Source organism: Exiguobacterium sp. KKBO11 (assembly GCF_001644945.1).
Taxonomy (GTDB): domain Bacteria; phylum Bacillota; class Bacilli; order Exiguobacteriales; family Exiguobacteriaceae; genus Exiguobacterium_A; species Exiguobacterium_A abrahamii.
On record NZ_LUCU01000022.1, the window covers coordinates 132,722 to 154,141 of the forward strand.

General features: G+C 48.1%; 24 protein-coding genes, 1 pseudogene and 1 other annotated feature. Of the genes and pseudogenes, 11 read left to right on the forward strand and 14 right to left on the reverse strand.

Going from position 1 to position 21,420, the window contains the following annotated elements; all coding sequences use genetic code 11:
- The first annotated feature begins 63 nt into the window (after window positions 1-63).
- Both AYO36_RS07710 and AYO36_RS07715 read left to right on the forward strand, forming a co-directional pair.
- On the forward strand, window positions 64-720 hold the full coding sequence (locus AYO36_RS07710) for a carbon-nitrogen hydrolase family protein (RefSeq protein ID WP_064300057.1): 657 nt from the start codon (window positions 64-66) through the stop codon (window positions 718-720).
- A gap of 58 nt (window positions 721-778) precedes the next feature.
- Window positions 779-1,030 carry a hypothetical protein gene (locus tag AYO36_RS07715; RefSeq protein ID WP_064300058.1) on the forward strand — a complete coding sequence of 84 codons (252 nt, stop codon included), beginning with the start codon at window positions 779-781 and terminating at the stop codon, window positions 1,028-1,030.
- On the opposite strand, the gene AYO36_RS07720 is transcribed toward AYO36_RS07715, so the two are convergent.
- The 3 genes and pseudogenes from AYO36_RS07720 to ileS all read right to left on the reverse strand — a co-directional run bounded on the left by AYO36_RS07720 (window position 1,009) and on the right by ileS (window position 4,913).
- Window positions 1,009-1,485, reverse strand: coding sequence for a GNAT family N-acetyltransferase (locus tag AYO36_RS07720; protein ID WP_064300059.1), 477 nt, complete (start codon window positions 1,483-1,485; stop codon window positions 1,009-1,011). The two genes, AYO36_RS07715 and AYO36_RS07720, sit on opposite strands and share 22 nt — an antisense overlap.
- Window positions 1,486-1,542: 57 nt before the next feature.
- On the reverse strand, window positions 1,543-1,818 hold the full coding sequence (locus AYO36_RS07725) for a hypothetical protein (RefSeq protein WP_064300060.1): 276 nt from the start codon (window positions 1,816-1,818) through the stop codon (window positions 1,543-1,545).
- A gap of 10 nt (window positions 1,819-1,828) precedes the next feature.
- A pseudogene (gene ileS / locus AYO36_RS07730) lies at window positions 1,829-4,913 on the reverse strand (isoleucine--tRNA ligase).
- A gap of 56 nt (window positions 4,914-4,969) precedes the next feature.
- Window positions 4,970-5,215: a binding site (T-box leader), on the reverse strand.
- Between the two features lie 84 nt (window positions 5,216-5,299).
- Here ileS and AYO36_RS07735 point away from each other — a divergent pair.
- The gene (locus AYO36_RS07735) at window positions 5,300-5,848 is read left to right on the forward strand and encodes a GNAT family N-acetyltransferase (protein WP_064300061.1); all 549 of its coding nucleotides are present in this window, start codon (window positions 5,300-5,302) and stop codon (window positions 5,846-5,848) included.
- 4 nt (window positions 5,849-5,852) lie between these two features.
- Here AYO36_RS07735 and AYO36_RS07740 read toward each other — a convergent pair whose 3' ends face one another.
- From AYO36_RS07740 to AYO36_RS07755, 4 genes are all read right to left on the reverse strand, one after another.
- On the reverse strand, window positions 5,853-6,383 hold the full coding sequence (locus AYO36_RS07740) for a hypothetical protein (protein WP_156501838.1): 531 nt from the start codon (window positions 6,381-6,383) through the stop codon (window positions 5,853-5,855).
- A 6-nt stretch (window positions 6,384-6,389) separates the two neighbouring features.
- A complete protein-coding gene (locus AYO36_RS07745) occupies window positions 6,390-6,773 on the reverse strand; it encodes a hypothetical protein (protein WP_064300063.1) in 384 nt (127 codons plus the stop codon).
- A complete protein-coding gene (locus AYO36_RS07750; RefSeq protein WP_197484517.1) occupies window positions 6,766-6,981 on the reverse strand; it encodes a helix-turn-helix transcriptional regulator in 216 nt (71 codons plus the stop codon). The genes AYO36_RS07745 and AYO36_RS07750 overlap by 8 nt, the downstream gene beginning before the upstream one ends.
- Before the next feature lie 131 nt (window positions 6,982-7,112).
- A complete protein-coding gene (locus AYO36_RS07755; RefSeq protein WP_058265324.1) occupies window positions 7,113-7,337 on the reverse strand; it encodes a DUF2188 domain-containing protein in 225 nt (74 codons plus the stop codon).
- A gap of 411 nt (window positions 7,338-7,748) precedes the next feature.
- Here AYO36_RS07755 and AYO36_RS07760 point away from each other — a divergent pair, with 411 nt between their 5' ends.
- Together AYO36_RS07760 and solA are read left to right on the forward strand one after the other, a co-directional pair.
- Window positions 7,749-9,494, forward strand: coding sequence for a methyl-accepting chemotaxis protein (locus AYO36_RS07760; protein ID WP_231884686.1), 1,746 nt, complete (start codon window positions 7,749-7,751; stop codon window positions 9,492-9,494).
- Between the two features lie 70 nt (window positions 9,495-9,564).
- On the forward strand, window positions 9,565-10,707 hold the full coding sequence (gene solA, locus AYO36_RS07765; RefSeq protein WP_064300064.1) for an N-methyl-L-tryptophan oxidase: 1,143 nt from the start codon (window positions 9,565-9,567) through the stop codon (window positions 10,705-10,707).
- 58 nt (window positions 10,708-10,765) lie between these two features.
- Here the strand turns inward: solA and AYO36_RS07770 are convergent, their stop codons facing one another.
- The gene (locus AYO36_RS07770; protein ID WP_064300065.1) at window positions 10,766-11,035 is read right to left on the reverse strand and encodes a hypothetical protein; all 270 of its coding nucleotides are present in this window, start codon (window positions 11,033-11,035) and stop codon (window positions 10,766-10,768) included.
- 149 nt (window positions 11,036-11,184) lie between these two features.
- Between AYO36_RS07770 and AYO36_RS07775 the strand changes: the two genes are divergently transcribed.
- Together AYO36_RS07775 and AYO36_RS07780 are read left to right on the forward strand one after the other, a co-directional pair.
- Window positions 11,185-11,703, forward strand: a complete 519-nt coding sequence (locus tag AYO36_RS07775) for a helix-turn-helix domain-containing protein (protein ID WP_064300066.1) — start codon at window positions 11,185-11,187, stop codon at window positions 11,701-11,703.
- Window positions 11,704-11,779: 76 nt separating this feature from the next.
- On the forward strand, window positions 11,780-12,871 hold the full coding sequence (locus AYO36_RS07780; RefSeq protein WP_064300067.1) for a hypothetical protein: 1,092 nt from the start codon (window positions 11,780-11,782) through the stop codon (window positions 12,869-12,871).
- 223 nt (window positions 12,872-13,094) lie between these two features.
- Here the strand turns inward: AYO36_RS07780 and AYO36_RS07785 are convergent, their stop codons facing one another.
- A complete protein-coding gene (locus tag AYO36_RS07785; protein WP_064300068.1) occupies window positions 13,095-13,445 on the reverse strand; it encodes a hypothetical protein in 351 nt (116 codons plus the stop codon).
- Between the two features lie 197 nt (window positions 13,446-13,642).
- Here AYO36_RS07785 and AYO36_RS07790 point away from each other — a divergent pair, with 197 nt between their 5' ends.
- Genes AYO36_RS07790 through AYO36_RS07800 form a run of 3 tightly spaced genes read left to right on the forward strand, consistent with a single transcriptional unit; the run spans window position 13,643 to window position 15,518 of the window.
- Window positions 13,643-13,870 carry a PLDc N-terminal domain-containing protein gene (locus AYO36_RS07790; protein ID WP_064300069.1) on the forward strand — a complete coding sequence of 76 codons (228 nt, stop codon included), beginning with the start codon at window positions 13,643-13,645 and terminating at the stop codon, window positions 13,868-13,870.
- A complete protein-coding gene (locus AYO36_RS07795) occupies window positions 13,867-14,751 on the forward strand; it encodes an ABC transporter ATP-binding protein (protein ID WP_064300070.1) in 885 nt (294 codons plus the stop codon). Before AYO36_RS07790 ends, AYO36_RS07795 begins: the two co-directional genes overlap by 4 nt.
- Window positions 14,748-15,518: an ABC transporter permease gene (locus AYO36_RS07800; RefSeq protein ID WP_064300071.1), complete on the forward strand. Its 771-nt coding sequence runs from the start codon at window positions 14,748-14,750 to the stop codon at window positions 15,516-15,518. Before AYO36_RS07795 ends, AYO36_RS07800 begins: the two co-directional genes overlap by 4 nt.
- 46 nt (window positions 15,519-15,564) lie before the next feature.
- Here AYO36_RS07800 and AYO36_RS07805 read toward each other — a convergent pair whose 3' ends face one another.
- From AYO36_RS07805 to nikA, 5 genes are read right to left on the reverse strand one after another with little or no spacing between them, the layout of a single operon-like run.
- Window positions 15,565-16,362 (reverse strand): ATP-binding cassette domain-containing protein, encoded by a 798-nt coding sequence (locus tag AYO36_RS07805; RefSeq protein WP_064300072.1) that lies wholly within the window; start codon window positions 16,360-16,362, stop codon window positions 15,565-15,567.
- A complete protein-coding gene (locus tag AYO36_RS07810; protein WP_064300073.1) occupies window positions 16,359-17,165 on the reverse strand; it encodes an ABC transporter ATP-binding protein in 807 nt (268 codons plus the stop codon). The genes AYO36_RS07805 and AYO36_RS07810 overlap by 4 nt, the downstream gene beginning before the upstream one ends.
- The gene (nikC, locus tag AYO36_RS07815) at window positions 17,162-18,007 is read right to left on the reverse strand and encodes a nickel ABC transporter permease subunit NikC (protein ID WP_082874199.1); all 846 of its coding nucleotides are present in this window, start codon (window positions 18,005-18,007) and stop codon (window positions 17,162-17,164) included. Before nikC ends, AYO36_RS07810 begins: the two co-directional genes overlap by 4 nt.
- Window positions 18,004-18,945 (reverse strand): nickel ABC transporter permease, encoded by a 942-nt coding sequence (gene nikB / locus AYO36_RS07820; RefSeq protein WP_064300074.1) that lies wholly within the window; start codon window positions 18,943-18,945, stop codon window positions 18,004-18,006. The genes nikC and nikB overlap by 4 nt, the downstream gene beginning before the upstream one ends.
- A gap of 12 nt (window positions 18,946-18,957) precedes the next feature.
- Window positions 18,958-20,568 (reverse strand): nickel ABC transporter substrate-binding protein, encoded by a 1,611-nt coding sequence (gene nikA / locus AYO36_RS07825; RefSeq protein ID WP_064300075.1) that lies wholly within the window; start codon window positions 20,566-20,568, stop codon window positions 18,958-18,960.
- Between the two features lie 254 nt (window positions 20,569-20,822).
- Between nikA and AYO36_RS07830 the strand changes: the two genes are divergently transcribed.
- The gene (locus AYO36_RS07830; protein ID WP_064300076.1) at window positions 20,823-21,380 is read left to right on the forward strand and encodes a hypothetical protein; all 558 of its coding nucleotides are present in this window, start codon (window positions 20,823-20,825) and stop codon (window positions 21,378-21,380) included.
- The last annotated feature ends 40 nt before the right edge of the window (window positions 21,381-21,420 follow it).

The window sequence follows — 21,420 nt, forward strand, 5'->3', positions numbered from 1 at the left end:
TAAAATCATGACGAATGGAAAGTCTGATTTTTCAGATATATTTATGCCTGAGAGGATGTTTTGATGAAATTATTAATCGCCCAACCGAAACGCGAGACCGGGCTCGAGCAATTCGAACGTGAAATCGCCGCTTATCCTGAAGTCGACCTGATTGTCTACCCGGAAGGCTATTGTACGGTCGCAGAACTCGAACGCGTGCAACATCTTGCCAAGCAGTTCGAAACAGCAATCGTCCTCGGTTACAAAGATGATGTGAATCTCGATCGCGCTGTCATCATCGATGCGACCGGAACGATTCTCCTTGATCGCGCAAAAACACCAGAAGCTGGACCACTTTATACACCATCAACAGCAAACGACGGGTCGTTCCGCTATGGATACGTCCTCTGTCGCGAAATCTTCTTAGGAAACGACGGACTACGCGAGGAATCTGGACTTGATCTCATCTTCAACCCGATTGGCGTCGGCATGTTCAGCGAGGAACAGTACGTTGAGTGGTCCGGTGAAGCGCGCATCATCAGTCAGGCGCAACGAGCACTCATGATCGGAACGAGTCATGCCGATGGTTCGTACCGCAACTGTGGTTTTTCGATTCCGATTGCCTTCATCTATGACGAGACGGGCGAGCCGTTGCTGTTGTCTCATAACGATACCCGGACACGTCTGTTTGATACGGACACGCGTCACGTCGAAGTAGTCGGTACACCCTCTTTATCGTAAACGAACACACGCTTCTTCTGACTGGAAGAAGCGTGCCATTCCTTCAGGAGGTGCTCTTATGTCTCAAACAGGTCGTGCGTCATTCTTTTGGAAACGATACTTCTATGTCTTCTTTCCTTTGTTCATCTTCGGGGTCAGTCACGAATCGTACTTGGTCGATAATCCGTTAGCTAACCTTGAGGACATCGGTGAGTTCGTCTTCTTCTTTTGTCTTTATTTGTTTAACTTTGCCGTCCTTGCCGCTCTATTAACGAATCTGTGGTGGTTCTTCCTTCCGACAAAACCCGCTCATGCCGAAACCGATTTTTGATAAGAAACAAGTGTCGCCCGTTCGTTGAGCGGTTGACTGACACCGGTCAATCGATAGCCCATCTTCTCATAGAAATAACAGTTACGTGTCTCTTCACGAATCGTCCGCAGTTCCCATGTCGTTGCAGTCGGATAAGCTGCTTCAACGAGCTGTAATGCGCGTTGGGCGATCCCTTCACCTTGACGGGCTGGATCTAAGAACATCGGACTGATCGCGTAGCGACTCGGTGCTTTCGCAACGACACAAATCCCGCCGACGACGACATCGTCGACGATGATTTGATGAAACGTACTACTTGGATGCGTGATCCGGTGAATGACACGATCGATCGATTCGTTCGCCGGATTCGTTGCAAAATCCTGATACCGCTCGAGCGTCTCTGAAAACGCCTCGAGTTGAAGCGTGTGAAGCTTCGGAGCGTCTGTAAGAGACGCTATCTTTAATTGAATATCCACTGAACCTCTTCCTCTCTTACCGAAACCATTCCCAAAATTGCGTGCCTTGCGTGACGATCAAGTAGTCGAGCCATCGCTCGAAGCCAAACTGCATTGCGTCTTCTTCCCATTCCTCGAAATTAAGAAATTCCCCACTCCAGATCCGATTTCCTGCCGGGCTTGACATAAGAACGTCTGATAGTCGTCTGCCGTCCACGCAGGTAACAGCGCGAGCTGTTCGTCCGTCGCTTCTCGGTTAAAGATGAAACGTTCTCGGGCTACTTCCCCTTCTTCTTTTTGGACCTGTAACAAACCGTCGACGAGTCGACCTTTTAATGCTTCTAATGCAATCATGATCTTCTCCTTAACAATATTCTTTCGTTGGTGCGAACGAGACACCGACATCGTGTCCGCCTAGCTGGACATCCCCTGCTCCTTGTAGCGGTTCAGTTCGAACGGAGGATAAGGCAAGGTGTTTAAATAACAAAGGCTCAAACGTCTCGACAATCGGTTGGAACGTCGCATCGACAGACAAGACGAGATCGATTCGTGCGTCCCGCGATAATGCTTGTGCCTTTCGTTCCGACTGGATATAGCGAACGAGCTCTCGCATCCAGCGTTCCTGCTCCAGTGTTTCCGTGATTCGTGTATCGAGCGTCACGGTGAGTCCACCACTCGTCGCAGCAGCAAAACCCGTCTTGACGATTGGTTCGACGATGACGTCCGCTTGACGCACCTCGACTTCATCGCCTGATGCGGTCTGATAGATCAATCTTCCGGTCTCGAGCAAGTCTGAAGTCTTCTGTGCAGACAATTGTTGTAGCCATTGATGGATCGCGTTCGCTTGCTGTGCGAATTTCGCTCCGGCTGCGCGGAAGTTCAATTTAAGACGGAACCGTGTCGTCGCTTGCGTCGTCGGAACGATTTGGACGTCTTTTACATTCAGTTCCTCTTGGATGATTGCCGTATAGTCCGACCACGAAAAGGTTTCACTCGATTGGACGCCTAAGCTAGCAAGCGGTTGTTTAACTTTTAAAGCGTGCGTATTACGAACTTGTCGTCCTAACTCGACGACAGACACGACTTGCATCATCTCGTATTCCAGATCAGGTCTGAGCATCGATGGATCGGCAACCGGATAATCCGCTACATGTACGCTCATTCCTGTTAATCGCTGATAGACATCATCAGCAAGGTACGGCGTGAACGGAGCGAGTAGTCGTGCCGTCGTCGAAAGTGCGAAGTGGAGCGTCGTGTACGCGGCTTGTTTCTCTTCCGACCAGTCAGCTTGCCAGAAACGTTCCCGCGAACGGCGGATGTACCAGTTACTGATCTCATCGACGAGTTGCGCAAGACTCCGTGCTGCTTGAGTCAATTGATAATCGTCCATCGCATCCGTCACGTCTTGCGTCGTCTGATGGACACGCGAGAGCAACCATTCGTCGAGACGCGTCCGTTTTTGCGGACGTGAGCCATCAAATCCGTCCAGTTCTGCATACGTCAGATAAAACTGGACGGCATGATCCAGTGTATCGACTAGTTTTGATTTTGCTTCTTGGACGATCCGCTCAGCAAACCGTTTCGCACTCCACGGACTGCTGTCGACGAGTAGCGCCCAGCGTAAGCTATCAGCACCATATGCTTCGATTAACGCCACCGGGTCGAGGGCATTTCCACGACTCTTCGACATCTTCTGCCCGTTCTCATCGAGGACGTGCCCGAGTGCGAGGACACGCTTATAGGCAGGCTGTCCCGTGAAAAGTGTCGAGATCGCTTGCAAGCTGTAGAACCAGCCCCGCGTCTGATCGATGCCTTCGATGACGACATCGGCTGGATAGCGGTTAAGCGTCTGCGTCCGTGACGGATAATGCTGTTGCGCGAACGGCATCGCTCCGCTATCAAACCAGACATCGATGACTTCTGGTGTCCGGTGCATCACTCCCTGACACGTCGGACACGAGACCGATAACGCATCAACGTATGGTTTATGCAACTCGACGGATTCCGTCGATGTCGTCGTCCGGTGCAACAAGTCAGCCTTGTTTTTTGGAACGAACGTCGTGTCACACGCTTCACACTCCCAGACGTTCAGTGGTGTACCCCAGTAGCGATTACGACTGATGTTCCAGTCGACGAGTTGCTCGAGGAACTTTCCGAACCGCCCTTCCTTGACGTGATCGGGGTACCACGTCACAGAAGCATTGTTCGCAAGGAGTTGTTCCTTGACGGCCGTCGTCTCGATGAACCAGTTGTCTTGTGCGTAATAGAGCAGTGGCGAGTCACATCGCCAACAATGCGGATAACTGTGCGTATAGCGTTTTTTCGCAAACAAGCGTCCCCGTTCAGCGAGCAGCTGGATGATCGCGACGTCTGACTCTTTGACGAATCGACCAACGAGTGGTGGAACGGCGTCCGTGTAACACCCAGCAGCATCGACGACATTAACGAATGACAGTCCGTTTTCCCGGATGACCCGGTAATCCTCTTCCCCATACGCTGGAGCAAGATGGACAAGTCCGGTTCCACTCGTCGCTTGGACAAAGGACGCCCCGACGACCGTGTGACCATTCTCCGGCGTCACGAAATCAAACGGTGGTTCATAACGCAAGCCAACGAGTTCCGCACCGAGCTGTTCGGATACGACCTCGACGGATTCTGAGAACAGTTCAGCGACTAACGCTTTTGCGACAATGAATCGCTCTCCTTCAAACGCTACCGTGACGTACGTCAATTCCGGATGAACCGCCACCGCGACGTTTGCCGGTAACGTCCAAGGTGTCGTCGTCCACGCAAGCAGAAATGTCTGCTCCATGTCGACGATCGGAAGTTTGACCGTCGCCGATAAGTCCGTTACGTCCTGATAACCTTGCGCGACTTCATGGGAACTGAGTGACGTCTGACAGCTCGGACAATACGGTGATACACGATGTCCTTTCGTCAACCAGCCTTTGTCATGGATCGTCCCAAGGATATGCCAGACGCTCTCGATATACTCGTCCTCCATCGTCACGTAAGGATCATCCATGTCGACCCAGTAGCCGAGTTTTTCCGTGAAGGCACGCCACTGTGTTTCATAGGAGAAGACACTTTCCTTACAGCGTGCGATGAATGCTTCGACACCATAGTCTTCGATCGCTTGTTTGCCGGAGATGCCGAGTTGTTTCTCGACCCCGAGTTCGACCGGTAGTCCATGTGTATCCCAGCCGGCTTTTCGTTCGACCCGGAATCCTTGCATCGTCTTATAGCGGGCGACGGTATCCTTGACGGTTCGTCCGAGTGCATGACCGACGTGGGGGTAAGCCGTTCGCGGTCGGCGGTCCTTCGTAGAATACGAAATCCGCTTCCGTGCGTTGCTCGATCGATCGTGCGAAGACCTGATCTTGTTTCCATCTGTTTCGAACACGCGCTTCGCGTTGTTGTACGGTTTCTGCTTGGTTTTGTGACGTCATCTCTTGTTCGCTCCTTTGTCGGTAACTAAGAGAATACAAAAAAGTCCGCCCCCTTTGACAGGGACGGACTTCACCGCGATACCACCCATATTCCGTCGAGAATGGTTATTCTCGACAGCACTTAGTTGCACACTATCATGTGCATTCCATGTAACGGTGGACACCCGGTCACGCTTACTGAATGGTTCAGCGTGACTTCTCAGAGAGGATCTTCATGATTGATCTGGCTACCGGTTCTCAGCAATCCCGGTTTTCTGTAAGGCAGAGGGACAATCATTACTCTTTCTCGTCAACGAAATGATATGCTCTTGTTGTGGAGAATCTTACCATATGACTTAAAGACTGCACAACATCTTTTTACATTTTCTTGCAAAGGAGTTTTTTGAATGTTACATACTTTCCCAACGCTTAAAACAGACCGTCTCGTCTTACGCGAAGTGTTACCCGAAGATGCTACGAGTGTCCTCGCCTATTTATCAGACGAACAAGTCGTCAAACAGATGGGACTCGACGCCTTTCAATCGGAAACAGACGCGCTCGAAGAGATTGATTGGTACGCTTCGATTCGTCGCGATGGCACGGGCATCCGGTTCGGGATCACGTTACAAGAAGACGATGTCATCATCGGCAGTTGCGGTTTCTTGAATCAGTCGGCACGCCATCAGCGGGCAGAACTCGGGTTTGAGTTGAATCCTGCCTATCAGGGACAGGGCATCGCGAAAGAAGCAGCGCTTGCAGTGATCACATATGGTTTTGAGGAGCTCTCTTTAAATCGTATCGAAGCACTTGTCTTACCAGCAAACACCGCTTCGCAACGATTGCTCGAACGGCTTGGTTTTCAGCGTGAAGGGTTGCTTCGTCAATATGAGAAAACACGTGGTCAGTTTGACGATCTGTATATGTACTCGATTTTGCAGAGTGATTGGTCTGTCTAAAATCTCACTTTTGGTTCTTCGACTCTAGCTCTTTGATCCGTCGGTAGACTTCTTCTACTTCTGTTTGCGCAAACCAGGCATCGGGATGCTTTTCAAACATCAACAAATTGATATACCATTCGATGTTATCAGGATCTAATTCGACTGCTTTTTTTGCATGGAATAAAGCGATTACGCAAGCTCCCTCGAGATGGCAAAGTGGATGTAACATCAATGAAGACGTCAAATCATGTATCTCGCTCGATTCATGGTGTTGGAGTAAATAATTCATAAAGGCATATATCGTGAGATGAAACGTATCAAACCCTGCACTAAGAATCATGTTGGATTGCTCTTCTTTTGTTAACTCTAAAAATAGTTTTGCTGCTTTCTCGAAATCCATCTCGGCAATATGTTTTCTTAATCGGTACTCTAATTCCGTCGCGGTGATTCCCTCCTTCCATAAAAAATCGCTGTTAATTGGCACTTGCACTATTACACGAGTCGTCTCTCCCAGTAATGTATCTAACATCCGTTGCAGAAGATCGACTGCCATTCCTTTTCATCGATAGGATCGTGCCTTTAGGAATTTAATGATCGGCAACAGTGTCAGTCCGATCGCGAACAAGACAATCAATAACAGATTCGTTGATCCATGTAAAAAGTAATCGAGACAAATAAATCCAAAAATCAGGACGATCAGAATTTTGTAGCTAACGAGCCCACTCTCCGTCGTAATCTTTTCTCCAAGTTCATCATTCGGTGTCGGTCGACTGTCTTCTCCTGAACGCGCCCACGTAAAATACGAGAAGAACATGATCAACAAAATCGCCAATTGAACAATCGAGAAGAACGTTACGTTGTTTTCGATGATCATACTAATGATGGTAAGACTCGCCACTATCACGAGCGTCACTAAAAATAAAACCGTTTTTTTCTTAGACATCCCATTCCTCCTGTTCTGAAATGAACAGATGATCGACTTGTGTCTGCAAGACTTTGGCGATATTAAACGCTAATTGTAAAGTCGGATCATACTTGTTGTTTTCAATCGCATTGATCGTCTGCCGACTGACCTGACAACGGTCAGCCAGTTCTTGTTGCGATAATTTTGCCGCTAGACGTCGCTCCTTGATGTGGTTTCTCACGTTCATACCTCCACGACGTGTCAAATTCTTTTTACATCTCTACTGTAATGAACTTCCATCCTCATGTCAAAAACATTTGACATGAGGATCATTAAAAAAACACGTTCTGATGCTCAGAACGTGTCGTATATGATAGCTCAACCTCGTGGTGGAAATGGATCGTGTCCGTAGGAATCTTTTTCGCGAATCTGCCCTTCTTTGTTATGAATGACAAGCTCTGTCTTCTGTTTTTTCGCAATCCGACGCCCTTCTGCAATCGCTTCTTTCTGTGTAGCAAATCGCTTTGTTGCTCGAGTCGCACCAGCAGCTTTCACTTGATAGCCACCTTTAGGATGTGGCGTGACATGTTGCTCTCGTTTCATCCAACTCCTCCTCTCATTTGTGTCAACTAGATACGTTCACGTCACATTGGTGGCTATCCTGATGTCCCTGTTTCAACAGTATCTTCGATTGACAACGTAGACATGTCATCAATCGGAAGGTAGCCTTTTTCGTGCTGACCGCGTGTCTTCTTAATTCATTCTCATATACATGTCTTGCCTTGATTCGATGGTCGACTTCACTTTCCATCTCAATCCCTCTTCCCTCAACTTATATTTTTTTCTAACTATTATGTGCCCTGAATCATTCTTGATAAATCCTTTTTTTAGAAAAAAACGGTTTTTCTTACGACCCTTTATAAAAAAATCGTTAAAAGGTCCTGTTTAATATGTATTTTAACGACCGATAAATGAATTACAGACAGAAAATATGAGTTGAAAGGACGGTTGCATGTGAAAAACACAACCAAGAACCATTCCATCCGAACACGTCTTTTAGTAATGATCAGTTTGATTTTGATTGCCTTTTTTGTTTTTAGTAGTCTGGCTTTATATTTCAATACGAAACAAACGGCAGTCTCAACACTGAAAGCGACTGCTGAAAAAGATGCCTTACGCATCAGCAAAACATTCGACACAGTGGCTTATAGCGAATTCCTACAATCGCCTGTCGCGTCCGAGCAGTATGAAACCCTACGGAATCAACTTGATACCTTACGTAAACAAAACGGACTCTTGTATACATACACAGCACGCATCGACCAAAACAAGGTCCGTTTGCTGATTGACGGTCTTCCGAAGAAAGATGCCGCAAAGATTAATGAACCGGCGAGTGGCGCAAAAGTCGCTGATATGAAGGACGTATTAAATGGTGGAACACACGCGACGGACATCATTGATGATCCTGTATATGGACAGTATATGAGTGTCTACGTTCCGTTAAAGGATGCGTCTGGTCAAATCATCGGAATTCTTGGCGTCGACATCGCTGCGAAGGAAATCGATGCCCTCACAACAGAAATATTAAAACAAAATGCACCGATTTTCATTGGACTTTTACTTCTTCTGTTAACGATCACACTCGTCTTGCTCTACATCGTACTCGGTCGAAAATTACGTCCGCTCGAGACGTTACAGAAAGTCGCTGCCTTGATTGCCGAGGGACGACTGGATCAGGCAAAACAGACGTTGACCGATTTGACGATTGCTTCGAGAGACGAAATCTATGCGTTTGCGATCTCGATTCGTGATATGAACGAGATGTTACGGACGATGATCGTTGATATCAAACAGACAGCCACTCTCGTCTCGACGACGAGTCAATCGATTGATCAAAGTACATCAGAAGTACTCGACGGTTCCGAACAAATCGCTCATACGATGTCGGAAATCGCGACCGGAACAGAAAGTCAGACGCAAGTCACGCTTTCGTTGAATGACGAGATGAATCGGTTCGCAGCATTGATCGAGACGACGAATCAGTCTGGTGTCGAAATTCAAGGAACGACGGAGCAGATGGCAACACTGACACGAGTCGGACGGGATCAAATGTCCGCTTCTGTCGAACAGATGCGCCACATTCATCAGCACGTCACGCAGTCTGCTGAACAGATTGATTTACTGAAACAGCAATCATCGGATATCCAAACGCTCGTCGGTATCATCCGCGGTATCTCCGAACAGACGAATCTACTCGCCCTTAATGCCGCGATTGAAGCGGCACGAGCTGGTGAACAAGGAAAAGGATTCGCTGTCGTCGCGACCGAGGTCAAGAATCTCTCAAGCCACGTCGCTAGCAGTGTCAGTGAGATCGCAACAATCGTCACGTCGATTGAAGCCAGTGCGCAGCAGATGCAACATAGCTTCAAGACGACGGTCGAAGCAACTGCAGCCGGTGAACAGATCGTTCTCGATACAGATACGACGTTCGAACGGTTGACGGATCAAGTCACGCACGTCTCGTCAGCAACACAGCAGATGACGCAACAGATGGAAGACGTCTTGCAGGCAGAACGGTTCATTCGTAATGCCTTGACGGAAATTGCTGCTGTCGCAGAAGAGCACACGGCAAGTAACGAGGAAGTTGCCGCTGCGTCTGAACAAATGATCGCGACGATCACGACGCTACATACGCTCGTCGGCGATTTAAACGCACGAACGGAACACTTAGAACAAGAAGCCCGTCGCTTCGAGATTTAATCTTTCATTTGTTCTTTTCTAGTTCTCACTCTATACTGGTGTGAACTTACATATGAAGGAGTCGAATCAGATGTCCCATTATGATGTCATCATCGTCGGTGCCGGATCCATGGGGATGGCAGCAGGCTACTATCTCTCACGAACCGATCAAAACATCTTACTATTAGACGCTCACAATCCACCGCATGATCAAGCGAGCCATCACGGGGAGACTCGGATCATTCGCCATGCGTACGGAGAAGGTGAAGCTTATGTGCCACTGGCGTTAGCCGCGCAACGCTTATGGTACGAGTTGGAACAAATCAGCGGCCGAAGTCTATTCCTGAACACGGGAGTCTTAAACGCTGGTCACCGTTCGTCCCGTTCGATGCAAACGATCATCAGGAGTGCAGCGCAATACGATTTGCCGCTCGAGGTCCTGACGGCTGAGGAAGTTAGAACCCGCTGGTCCGGCTTAACGATGCCCAACGACTATATCGGCTGTTTTGAACCGACGTCTGGTGTATTGAAGTGCGAGGATTGTATTGAAGCGTATCGCGATCTTGCAATCGCGAACGATGTCGACATCCGGACGAATGCGAAAGTAACGACGCTTACCGCCCACACTCATGGTGTGGACGTAACCGTCGGAACAGACACCTACTCAGCTGACGCGTTAATCGTCGCAGCCGGTGCCTGGTCTGGTCCGTTGCTCGAACAAACTGGACTCTCCTTACCGCTGCGCCCTATCCGTAAGACGTTCGCCTGGTTCGAAGCAGCGGAAGAGGTATTCAATGACGCGGTGTTCCCGGCCTTCGCCTTTGATACACCCGCCGGTTATTATTACGGTTTTCCAAGTATCGCTCAAGCCGGTCTGAAAATCGGACGCCACGACGGCGGCATCCCGGTTGATCCAAATCAATCACGCCGTCCTTTCGGTCAAGAGACGGGTGATCTGGCTGATTTACGACAATTCACGAATACGTTCATGCCCTCAATCGATACTTTAGCTCACGGCAAACCGTGTCTCTATACGATGACGCCAGACGAAGATTTCATCATCGATTTGCATCCGGACTATCCGCATATCGCGATCGCCGCCGGCTTCTCCGGTCACGGATTCAAGTTCAGCAGCTTAGTCGGAAAAGTACTCAGTGAATTGATCATGGAACGATCGACGACCGAACCGATCGGACCGTTCGCGATTAAGCGATTTAAACAATTGAACACATGAAACGATAAAGACCGGCAACGAAAATGCGTTGTCGGTCTTCTGTATCAACGGTATGATGTCACACCGATTCATTCGATTCTTGCTGATTTTTTGCAGCTAGCTTTTCACGCTGTTTTTTCTCATCTTCAGTCCACCAGCCGTGGATCAGTAATACGAGTCCAAGGATCAATGCACTCATCGGGAAATATGTTAAGTAATACTCACCAAGGTTTTCTCCTAGAAATTCTGGAGATAATTCAATATACGCTCGGAACATCTGAACGATGAAGAATAAGAAAAAACTTGTAATGAGTGCATATGTACTGTAGCGATAACTTGTATTTTTCATATGAAGGCTCCTTTCTAAAACATACTCTAATGTAAATCATTCAAGGAATACATCAAATTCCCTCTTTTTACATTATCATTTTTAAGAATGTTTCCAAAAGCATGATAAGATAGTTTTAGAATCGATTGAACGAAGGAGTGAAACACGTCGTGAACTTTAACTTATTCAAAAATCATGTCCGGTTTAAGATTGCACTCGAATTGATTGATCGCGAAGACGGCTTATCAATCATGCAACTGAATCAACGTTTAACGGATGTACCGCAGTCTACTTTGTACCGGCAAGTTAATGCGATGATGGACGATCAGTTGTTGAAAATCGTCGCCGTCCAGCGCGTCGGAAAAGTCGAGGAAAAAATCTATGCCTTGAACACGAGCGGTTATCAAATCAGCGAAGCAGACTGGAACAGTGCGACGTACGATGAAAAAGTGAACTTCGTCTCGTTCTACTTCATGTATGTCTTGCAGCAGTACCAGTCGTACTTCGAACAGACCGTTCAAACGCATGGTCAGGACCACTCGACGTTCTCGATCGCGAAATTGCACCTGACAGATGATACCTTCAATGATTTTCAACAGGACATGCGGACACTGCTCGAAAAATATCATCACCTAGAGACAGAAGACCAGGCAACTGAACGGACCGTCTCACTCGTCATCTTGCCCTAAACACGCTCCGTTTCTAGAATTGTATTTTCACCAAACTGAAACGAGACAACATTGCGAGGGAGAGAAAATAGACCCCATGAAACGGATCAAAGAAAATCTTGATGCAATTGTGCTGGATACGTTGAACGTAAAAGCAGAACAGATTCTAAAGATTGGTGAAGGAGCTTGGCACACTGTATATAAGTTAAAGAGAGTAGATGATCAAGACCTTGTGATTCGCATAAAAAAGAATGAAGCTTATGGGGAGTTGCAACAGATTGATAAACAAGAGCTGACTACAGAGTATGAGTCTACGAAAGCTTACTATTTACATGCCAATACAAGTGACCAAAATGTCTGTCCTGACTTTTATCAGTATTTTATTGAAGATGACACAGTATTTACAGTAGAAACGTTCATGGGTCGTGGAACAGATTTATTGTTACTCGATCAGAATAAAGCCCATTCTTACGGTACGAAATTAGGACAAATTTTTCATCGTATACACAACCAGAAAACCTCTATTGTTGGTTTCGGGGAACTGCACTGGCAAGGGGAAACTTTACAAGGTAGTGATTTAAGAAACGAGGATGAATTATGGCTGGAAGAAAATGAACACGTCTTAACCGCCTTAAATGCTCTCATTCACTCTAATCTTTGCTTTGATAAAGAAAAAGTCAGTCAGCATATTCATGCTTTAATTGAAAATAGACGAACTCAGGTTCAAAAGATCTCGCTCGTGAATCAAGATGTAACACCAGAAAATTTAATTTTAAGTGATAAACACATTGCAATCATTGACCCGTTTCCAAGATTGGACTTTGATTTGAAATATGCAGCTTACTTTGTTTTTTGTTACAATTTTTTGTTACCAGCCTTCTCAAATGCTCCACGATACATAAATCAAGCATATCAAGAAAAAAGTTATGTTCTTAACAAAATAGCTGATGGATTCATAAGCGGATATTGCTCTAACGTGGTTGGAGACGAACTCACCACTCAAACTCGACGGATACTGGATGATTATACATTATGGGTATTGCAAGAAGCTTATGAGCACTACGACATTCTAAATCATCCTCATCTCAATCTTAAAACAACGCAACAGATGGGGAATCGAGAAATGATAACTGTTCGGTTACATCTATGTCTCGAAGAATTAGAAAAACGGTGTACGGAATCAGAGTAGAGGCTGACGCAAACTCTAGTCTCGACAAAGATAAAAAGAATGACGCTTTACACGCCACTCCTACAGGAAAAGCGCATTTTTGCGCTGTCAGAGACAAACAAGACCCGCTTTCCTGCTTGAATGAAGCAGGAAAACTGGCTTGTGTCTCGCCTGAGGAAAGGGCGTGAGAAAGCGAATCATTCTTTTTTTGAGTCAACTTCTTTATGTATCCCACTTAGTTTCGTCATACGGAAACGAGAGATGACGTATCCAGTGACTCACTTTCGATCACGATCGCTGTTAAACCCGTATCCGTCTTCGTTTCGTGCCATTCTCCTTGTTTCCAAAACACGGCTTCCCCACACTGAACATTTATGTAGTCATCCGTTTCCCCTCTTACAAAGCCCTCACCCTCTACAATTAATAGAAGTTGCGGCACGACAGCCTGGTGATAACCGACCACGCCATCCTTCTCTAAATGGATGCATCCGATGTGCGTCACTTTTTCCGTCTGCATGATCCGTGACATCACAAAGTTCGAATCAAATTTCGTGATCTTCTTACCAACCTCTTTTTTGAATTGATAAATCTGCATATAAGCCTCCTTAAAATCATGATTCGTTTGATAGTTCGTTTTTCATTTAAACTATTTGATTCAAATCGCATTTGGAAAATTTTGATAAGAGAAGTTTATCATAGCTCTAACTGATTGAGAACTAACGATGATTCGTCTATGGCATTGACTTTTCTATTTTCATTATTGATAATGGTAATAGAAAAGGAGGGTTTTTTATGAACACAGATTTCTCTGCCTTATCACAAATCAACTGGGAACAATTCCTGCCCCTATTATTGATTTACATCTCCATCAACCTGATTCTACTCAGCTGCGCCTGTATCGATTGGTTTAGACGGAAGGACCGGATCGCGACACCGACTACTTGGTTATTGATTATTCTCCTCGTCCAGCCGATTGGCTCGATTCTCTACTTCGTCCTCGGAAGGAGGATGACAGCATGATTCAGATTTCTCATCTCCAGCTTTCACTTCAACGACGTCTTATCTTAGACGATATTTCCTTTACGATTCACGAACATGAATGTCTTGGACTGATTGGTCCGAATGGTGCCGGAAAGACGACACTCCTGAAATGTCTGAGCGGCATGATCGAGAGTGACCGTGGTTCCATCACGATGTCTTCGCGCTCCATCCGTCAACACCAGCAATCGATCGGCTACTTATCACAACAAACAGATTTCAAGCCTTGGATGACGTGCGAACAATCATTACGTTTTTTCGGTCGATTGTCAGGTCTCGATCGCGCAACGTTAAATAAGCGGATTCCGGACGTTCTACATGAAGTTGGACTCCACGATCAACAAACAGAAGTCATCGAACGCTTGTCCGGCGGGATGCGCCAACGTCTCGGAATCGCCCAAGCCATCTTACATGAACCGATATTTTTGATTCTCGACGAACCGGCTTCCGCCCTTGATCCGAGTGGTCGACATGATATCAATCAATTGATCCTCCGCTTAAAGAAACGGATGACGATCATCGTCTCAACGCACCTCTTAGAAGACGCAAAGACGTGTTGCGATCGCTTCCTCGTCATTAAACACGGAAAATTGTTAGGTCCACTCGACAATCAACGCAACGTGGATCAATATCGGATTCAAGTCGAGACGCTTACAGCTGCCCCGTCTTTTTCTGCGACACTATTTCCACGAGTCGAGATTGATCGAATCAACCCGTGCTGCTATCAGTTCTCCGCGCAGCAGCCGCTTGATCTCTCGCAGTTAGCGACTACTCTGATTCAGCTAGGATGGTCGATTGCTTCGATTGCCTATCAACCGATCGGACTCGAGGAACGGTTCCTCGACATGGTGGCAGACGTATGAGGACCTTTTATACGCTGACATGGACCGAGTGGTTGGAAGCATGGAAAGAATGGAAGATCGTTTGGTTACCGCTGTTCTTCATTGCCCTCGGGGTGACACAACCATTACTGTTGATGTACATGGATGTCTTGCTCGCACACGTCGGAAATGCAGACGGAATCATCGTTGATCCGAATCGTCCTACTCCACAACCGCTTGACGTCTTCAGCGCAACAATCCATGGGCAATTCAATCAGCTTGGCTTGATCGTCCTGATCATGAGCTTCATGGGACTGCTCGCTTCAGACCGACAAACCGGCATGCAGGATTTCATTCTGACGCGTCCCGTCTCCCGGAATGTCTATCTGCTGTCGAAATGGTTCAGTCACGGGATGATCAGTCTATTTGGGATTCTGATCGGTGCCCTCACGTCCTACTGTTTGACCGTCTATTGGTTCGGATCTCTCTCACCGATGCTTGCACTTCGCATCATTCTCGATTTTAGTCTTTGGACGTTATTCGTCGTCAGTCTGACACTTCTGATCAGCACCTTTTTGCAACGCGCCGTTCCGATCGGCATCCTGTCGCTCGTCGTTTCCTTGCTACTCGTCGCACTTCCTTCGCTAATGCCAGACATTCTATTCTTTATGCCTGGTGCGCTACTGTCGCTTCCATCGCACACGTCGTTTTTTTCTTCGTCCCATCTAATCGGTGTCGCTTCTTGTCTCGTTTGGATTGCCCTAACACTTGGCTGGTCTGGTCTTCAGTTTCGAAAAACGTCTTACTAATCCGACTCTACAACAAAAAAGGATAACGGAGCCGTTCAGCAGTCCGTTATCCTTTGTTTGATTGTGTCTTTCGAATCGTTCGTTGCCTTGGATGCACGGCAAGCTTTGCTTGGCGCATCCGTTCGACGGCAGGATCCGTCGCAGCATCGAACGCTGCTAAACTCGGGTAATGTCCGACGAGACGTCCCTGCTCCAAAATCGCAAAGCTGTCGCAAAGTTGCTCGGCAGCTTTAATGTCATGGGTGATGAAGACATATGTTAAGCCGTGTAGCCGCTTCAAGTCTGCTAACAATGCAAGAATCAATCGTTTGTTGACCATGTCGAGACTACTGACTGCTTCGTCTAAAACGATCAGACGTGGTTCAGCAGCAATCGCTCGCGCAATCGCGATCCGCTGCAGTTGCCCGCCACTAAACTGCGCCGGATATTTCGTCAAATCCGTTGCCTTGAGTCCGACTTGTTCAATAAGCGTGACGAGACGCTGTTGCCGTGCTTCACCCTTTAAACGAATGAAGTTATCAAGCGGTTCGGCGATGATATCGGCCGCCGTCAGCTTAGGATTGACGGCGGCGAATGAATCCTGGAAGACGACTTGGACATCTCCTTGAAACGGTCGTTTTGTCGCATGCCGGTCGACACCGTTGAACCAAATCGTACCGCTTGAAGGACGTTCGAGCCCAAGCAACAATCGTCCGAGCGTACTTTTGCCGGCACCACTCGACCCAAGTAGTCCGAGACAACGTCCCGCTTCAAGCGTCAACGAGACATCATGTAAGACGGTCTGAGCTGGTCGAAACCGACGTTTATAGACATGTGAGACTTGATCGATCTGTAGTAAACTCATCCGAACGCCTCCCTTCCTAGATGCTGTGCGAGAAGGGACTGTGTGTACGGATGTTGCGGTCGATCAAACAAATCAAAGACATCTGCTTGCTCAACGATCCGTCCTTGCTGCATGACGAGGACATCGTCTGCAAGTTCAGCGATCACACCGAGATCATGCGAGATGAGTAACATCGCCGTTCCGTAAGTCGCCCGCATCCGTTCGAGTAATTCAAGAACGGTCTTCTGATTGAAGACATCGAGTGCCGTCGTCGGTTCGTCGGCAATCAAGACGCTTGGGCGCAGGGCAACGGCTAAGGCGATCATGATCCGTTGCAACATCCCGCCACTCAGTTCGAATGGATAAGCTTTGAGCAACCGGGCGGCGTCCGTCAGATTGACTTCTTCGAGTGCCGTCATCGCTTGTTGTTTCGCTTCACGTTTTGAACAACGTGAATGGGTCTGAATCGTCTCGATCATCTGGTGCCCGATCGAGTAGACCGGTGTGAAGGCACTCATCGGATTTTGCATGATGAACGCAATCTCACCGCCTCGAATCGTTCGGACGGTTCGTTCGGATAGAGACATGATTGATCTGCCATTCAGTTGGATGTCACCGGTGACGTCTGTCGTCTGCGGATTGAGCAGACGCATCAAAGCGAGACTCGTCACCGTTTTTCCGCAGCCACTCTCTCCGACAAGACCGAGGATCCGACCAGGTTGAATCGAGAATGATACCTCTTCAATCAGTGTCACTTGTTGTTTCGTACGGACGGTTAGACCATCGACAGCTAAGATCGGTTCGATACGGGCACCTCCTCTCATTTCATTATTTTTGACACACCGAATCGTTCTGCTAACTGTTCTCCTAATAGGTTAAAGCTGATGATGACGAGCATGATCGCAAGTCCCGGATAAATCATCAATTCCGGATTCGTCCGGATGTACGATTTTCCTTCGTGAATCATCGCTCCCCACTCGGCAGTTGGTGACTGAACACCAAGCCCGAGGAACGACATCGCCGAGATATCCATGATCGCCCAGCCCATCTCAAGCGTTCCGATGACGAGCAGCGGCGGTAAGATGTTCGGCAGGATGTGCGTCCGAATGATCTTCCACGAAGACGAACCATTGACGCGAGCAGCAGCGATGAACGCTTCCGTTTTCAGCGTCATGACCATTCCGCGGAACATCCGCGCGTAGTAGACCCACTGGACGAGCATCAAGGCGATGATGACTTGCTTGAGACCTGGACCGAAGATACCGACGAGGCCGAGGACGAGAATCAGACTCGGAAATGCCATCACACCATCACACAGACGCATCAAGAGTTGGTCGACCCAACCGCCACGGTAACCGGCAAGTGTTCCGACGAACAGTCCGATCGCAAGTGAGGCGACGAAAATCAACACGGCACAGCCGAGTGAAATCCGCGCGCCGTAAATCAAGCGCGATAAGAGACAGCGTCCGAGCTGGTCGGTTCCGAGCGGATAGGCTGACGACGGCCCATGGAGCTTTTGCGTCAGGTCGACGAGGTTCGGATCATGCGGCGCAATCCATAGCGCAAACAACGCAATGCCTGCCATACCGATTAAGACGAATGCACAAAGATAAAGAAGCGGCGTATACCGCGACCGGATCATTGTTGCTGGAAGTGGAGTATTCATACCGTCCCTCCTTTTTTCGCTAGTCGTGGATCGAGCACGGCTTGAATGATGTCGACGAGCAAACTGCTGCCGATGAAGACGAGTGCCGCGAGAAAGACATAGCCTTGGATGACCGGCATGTCCCGGTCAAAGATCGCTTCAATGAAGTAGCGACCGAATCCTGGCCACGAGAAGACGGTCTCGACGATGATCGTTCCCGTCAGCAACTTCCCGAGGTTCATCCCAAGACCCGTGATCATCGGTGGAATCGCCATCCGGAGAACGTGTTTCCCAAGAATACGTCCTTCCTTTAAGCCACGTGTCCGGGCAAACAAGACATACGGTTCATTCAATGCTTCAATCACACTGCCACGGAGCAATCGTGTATACAAGGCAATCAACGGAAAGGCGAGTGTCAATGCCGGTAAGATCAAGTGCATCACACTTCCCGTCCCCCCGACCGGAAACCAATCCAGCTGGACAGCAAAGAAGAAGATAAATAGATACCCGAGCCAAAACGACGGGATTGAAGCCCCGATGAAGGCGATTGCCCGACTGAGATGGTCAAAGAAGCCATTCTTCTTGATCCCGGCAAGGAACCCGAGCGGGATACTGATGACGAGTGCGAGCAGTAGACTCGTTAATGCCAACTCGACCGTCGGTGGTAAGCGGAGCAAGACATCTTCAAGGACCGGTTTTCCGGAAAGATACGATGTTCCGAAATCGAGCTGCGCCAGGCGGATGACGGCATCGAAGTATTGTTGGTAGAACGGTTGATCGAGTCCGAATTCTGCTCGTTTGGCAGCGAGTAGTTCATCCGTCGGTTGGATATGAGCAGCAGACAGATAGGCCTGTGCCGGATCAACCGGTGACAAATGAATCAACCCTGTCAGAATCAAGACCGCCAGTAACAAGATCGGGATGACGGATAATATGCGTTTGACGAGGAAGACCCCCATGTCACCCCTCCTTTACTTAATGCCGATCCGGGCAAATGGACTCTCATCCCGGTTCGCCGGGAACTGGAAGTTCGTCACGTCCGACTGATAGATTGCCATCTTCTTCAAGTACGAAATCGGAATCAATGCCCCTTGATCTTGGAGTGATGGCAGAATATCGGCGTACATCTTCTGACGTTTCGTCTCGTCTGTCGTTTTTAAGACATCTTTGATTTCTTGCAACAGTTGTTCTTTATTCGGATAAGCCGAAATCGCTTCCTTGAAGCCGAAGCCATCCGTATCAATCAGGTTCAAGAACGTATGCGGATCATACGGTGCACCGAAATTACTGTAGAAGTTGATGTCAAATCGGTTGTCCTTGAAGCGCTGGACTTGATCCGGCAGTTCGACGGCTTCCGTCTTCAGCTCGACGCCGATTTTCGACCATTCCGACTGGAGTGTTTCGGCCATCGCCTTTTGGACCTGCTCGGCCGCATCATACACCATCCCGATTTGCAGCGGTTGACCATCCTTGACGCGGACCTTTTCACCTTTCGGCAGTTTCCAACCTGCTTCATCTAGGAGACGATTCGCTTCCTTGACGTCATAATCCCGTTGCTTCACTTTCAGGTTCGACGTGTACGGCATGTTCGGTGGCAACAGGTAATCAGCTGGTGCTTCTATTCCCGACGTGATCCCTTCGACAAGAGCGGCTCTATCAAACCCGTGCTGGAGCGCCTGGCGGACGCGTTCGTCAGACAGACGCTTATTTTTCGTATTCAAGACGAGAAGACGCGTCGCGACTGGTTCGGACATCTCTGTCTTGTAGGATTTATCCGTCTTCAACTGGTTGAAGGCATCGATGCTGATCGCCCCTTCACCGTAAATCAGATCAACTTGTCCTTTTTCGAGTGCTAAGACACGTGTCTCCGCATCCGGGATGATGTCGACCTTAATGTGATCGATGTTCGGTTTCGGACCCCAGTAGTTTTTATTGACCTTAAACGTCGCATACTGATCCGGTTTGTATTCGTCGAGCATCCATGGACCTGTCCCGACTTCCTTTTTGACACCCTTCGACGTATCGCCGTTTTCCGGGAATCCCGCTTCTCCGAGGAAACGGACCGGGCGGACGACCGCGAGTTCCTGAATCGTCGGGTAGTACGCTTCGGATAATGTCAGGCGGAACGTCTTCGCATCAACGGCTTCCGTCTTCTCAATTTTCGTGATGAAGCCAAGCCAGCTATGTAAGGCTTTTTGTTTGAGGATCGCGTCAAAGTTCTTTTTGACGATCGCTGCGTCGAACGTCGAACCGTCCGAGAACTTGACGCCGTCACGGAGCGTGAACGTATACGTTTTTCCGTCCGGAGAGATCTTCCAAGATGAGGCTAAGTATGGCTCGAGCTTTCCACCTTCCCCGTAGTGAACGAGTGGCTCATAGATCATCGACTGCGCGAACAGTTGTGATGGGTTGTAGACGTGGGGATTCATCGCTCCGACGTCGCGTGGCCACGCGAGCGTCAATGTATCTTTATCTTTTCGCTCTCCTGTCGACTCGCCCGGGTTCGAGCAGCCGATCAATAATGATGTCAAAGACAGGATCGAGACGGTAGAAATCAGTAATTTTTTACGGTTAACGTTCATGGTAGGCAGAACTCCCAACTTGTATTGATAATCATTTTCAATTGTAAGAGGGAAAGGTAAGGATTGTCAATGGATAATCCAGATGTTAACTGGACTTCGAGACGCTTTTTGACAGGATTTCCACACTTAACTGAGAAATATTCTGAGTACATCTCTTTTTGTCAATAATTGTAATCAGATGCGTTAAACGGTATCCTAGTTTGTATGCTGCATTTCTTGTCTAACGAAATCAATTGCACGGAAAGGATGATAGGATGTCACGACTGGTTTCCTCCGTCTCGATTGTTTTGCTCAGTCTGCTCTTAGTGCTCCCTTTACTGATGATCGATGGACTGATTTTATACGTCGGAGATGTGTCCTACGACTCGTTCGTTGGTTGTCTAGTGTTTCTCGTATGTTTCTATCTCGCTAGCCTGGTCGTCAGCGTCGTCTTCGACGGGATGATGCGTGCGCTTGGCGGACTGTTCAAGCGTCGTTTCTCGAACATACTGTTTGCTGTCGTGAACGGTTCCGTCAGTTTGAGCGTCTTACTTTGGATGGACCTCTACGTTGCGTCGATCACGATTTCTCTCGCGACAAAAGTCGTGCTGGTATCTGTACATACGGTATTGTTTTACCTGATTCATCAATCGAGCGATTCGACTGCTTCGTCTTCTGAAGGCAGCGCACAACATGAGCCAATCGTCCAAGAAGCCATCCGTTTGTTAGAAGATATCGATCCTGTGACATGCGTCGAGACGTTATGTCTCAAGTACCCTGATCTTCCGAAAAAAGACATCATTCGGATCGTCTATCGTCTTCATGGCAACTAAAAAGACCTGATCGTTTCTGAGGAGATTCAGAAGCGTCAGG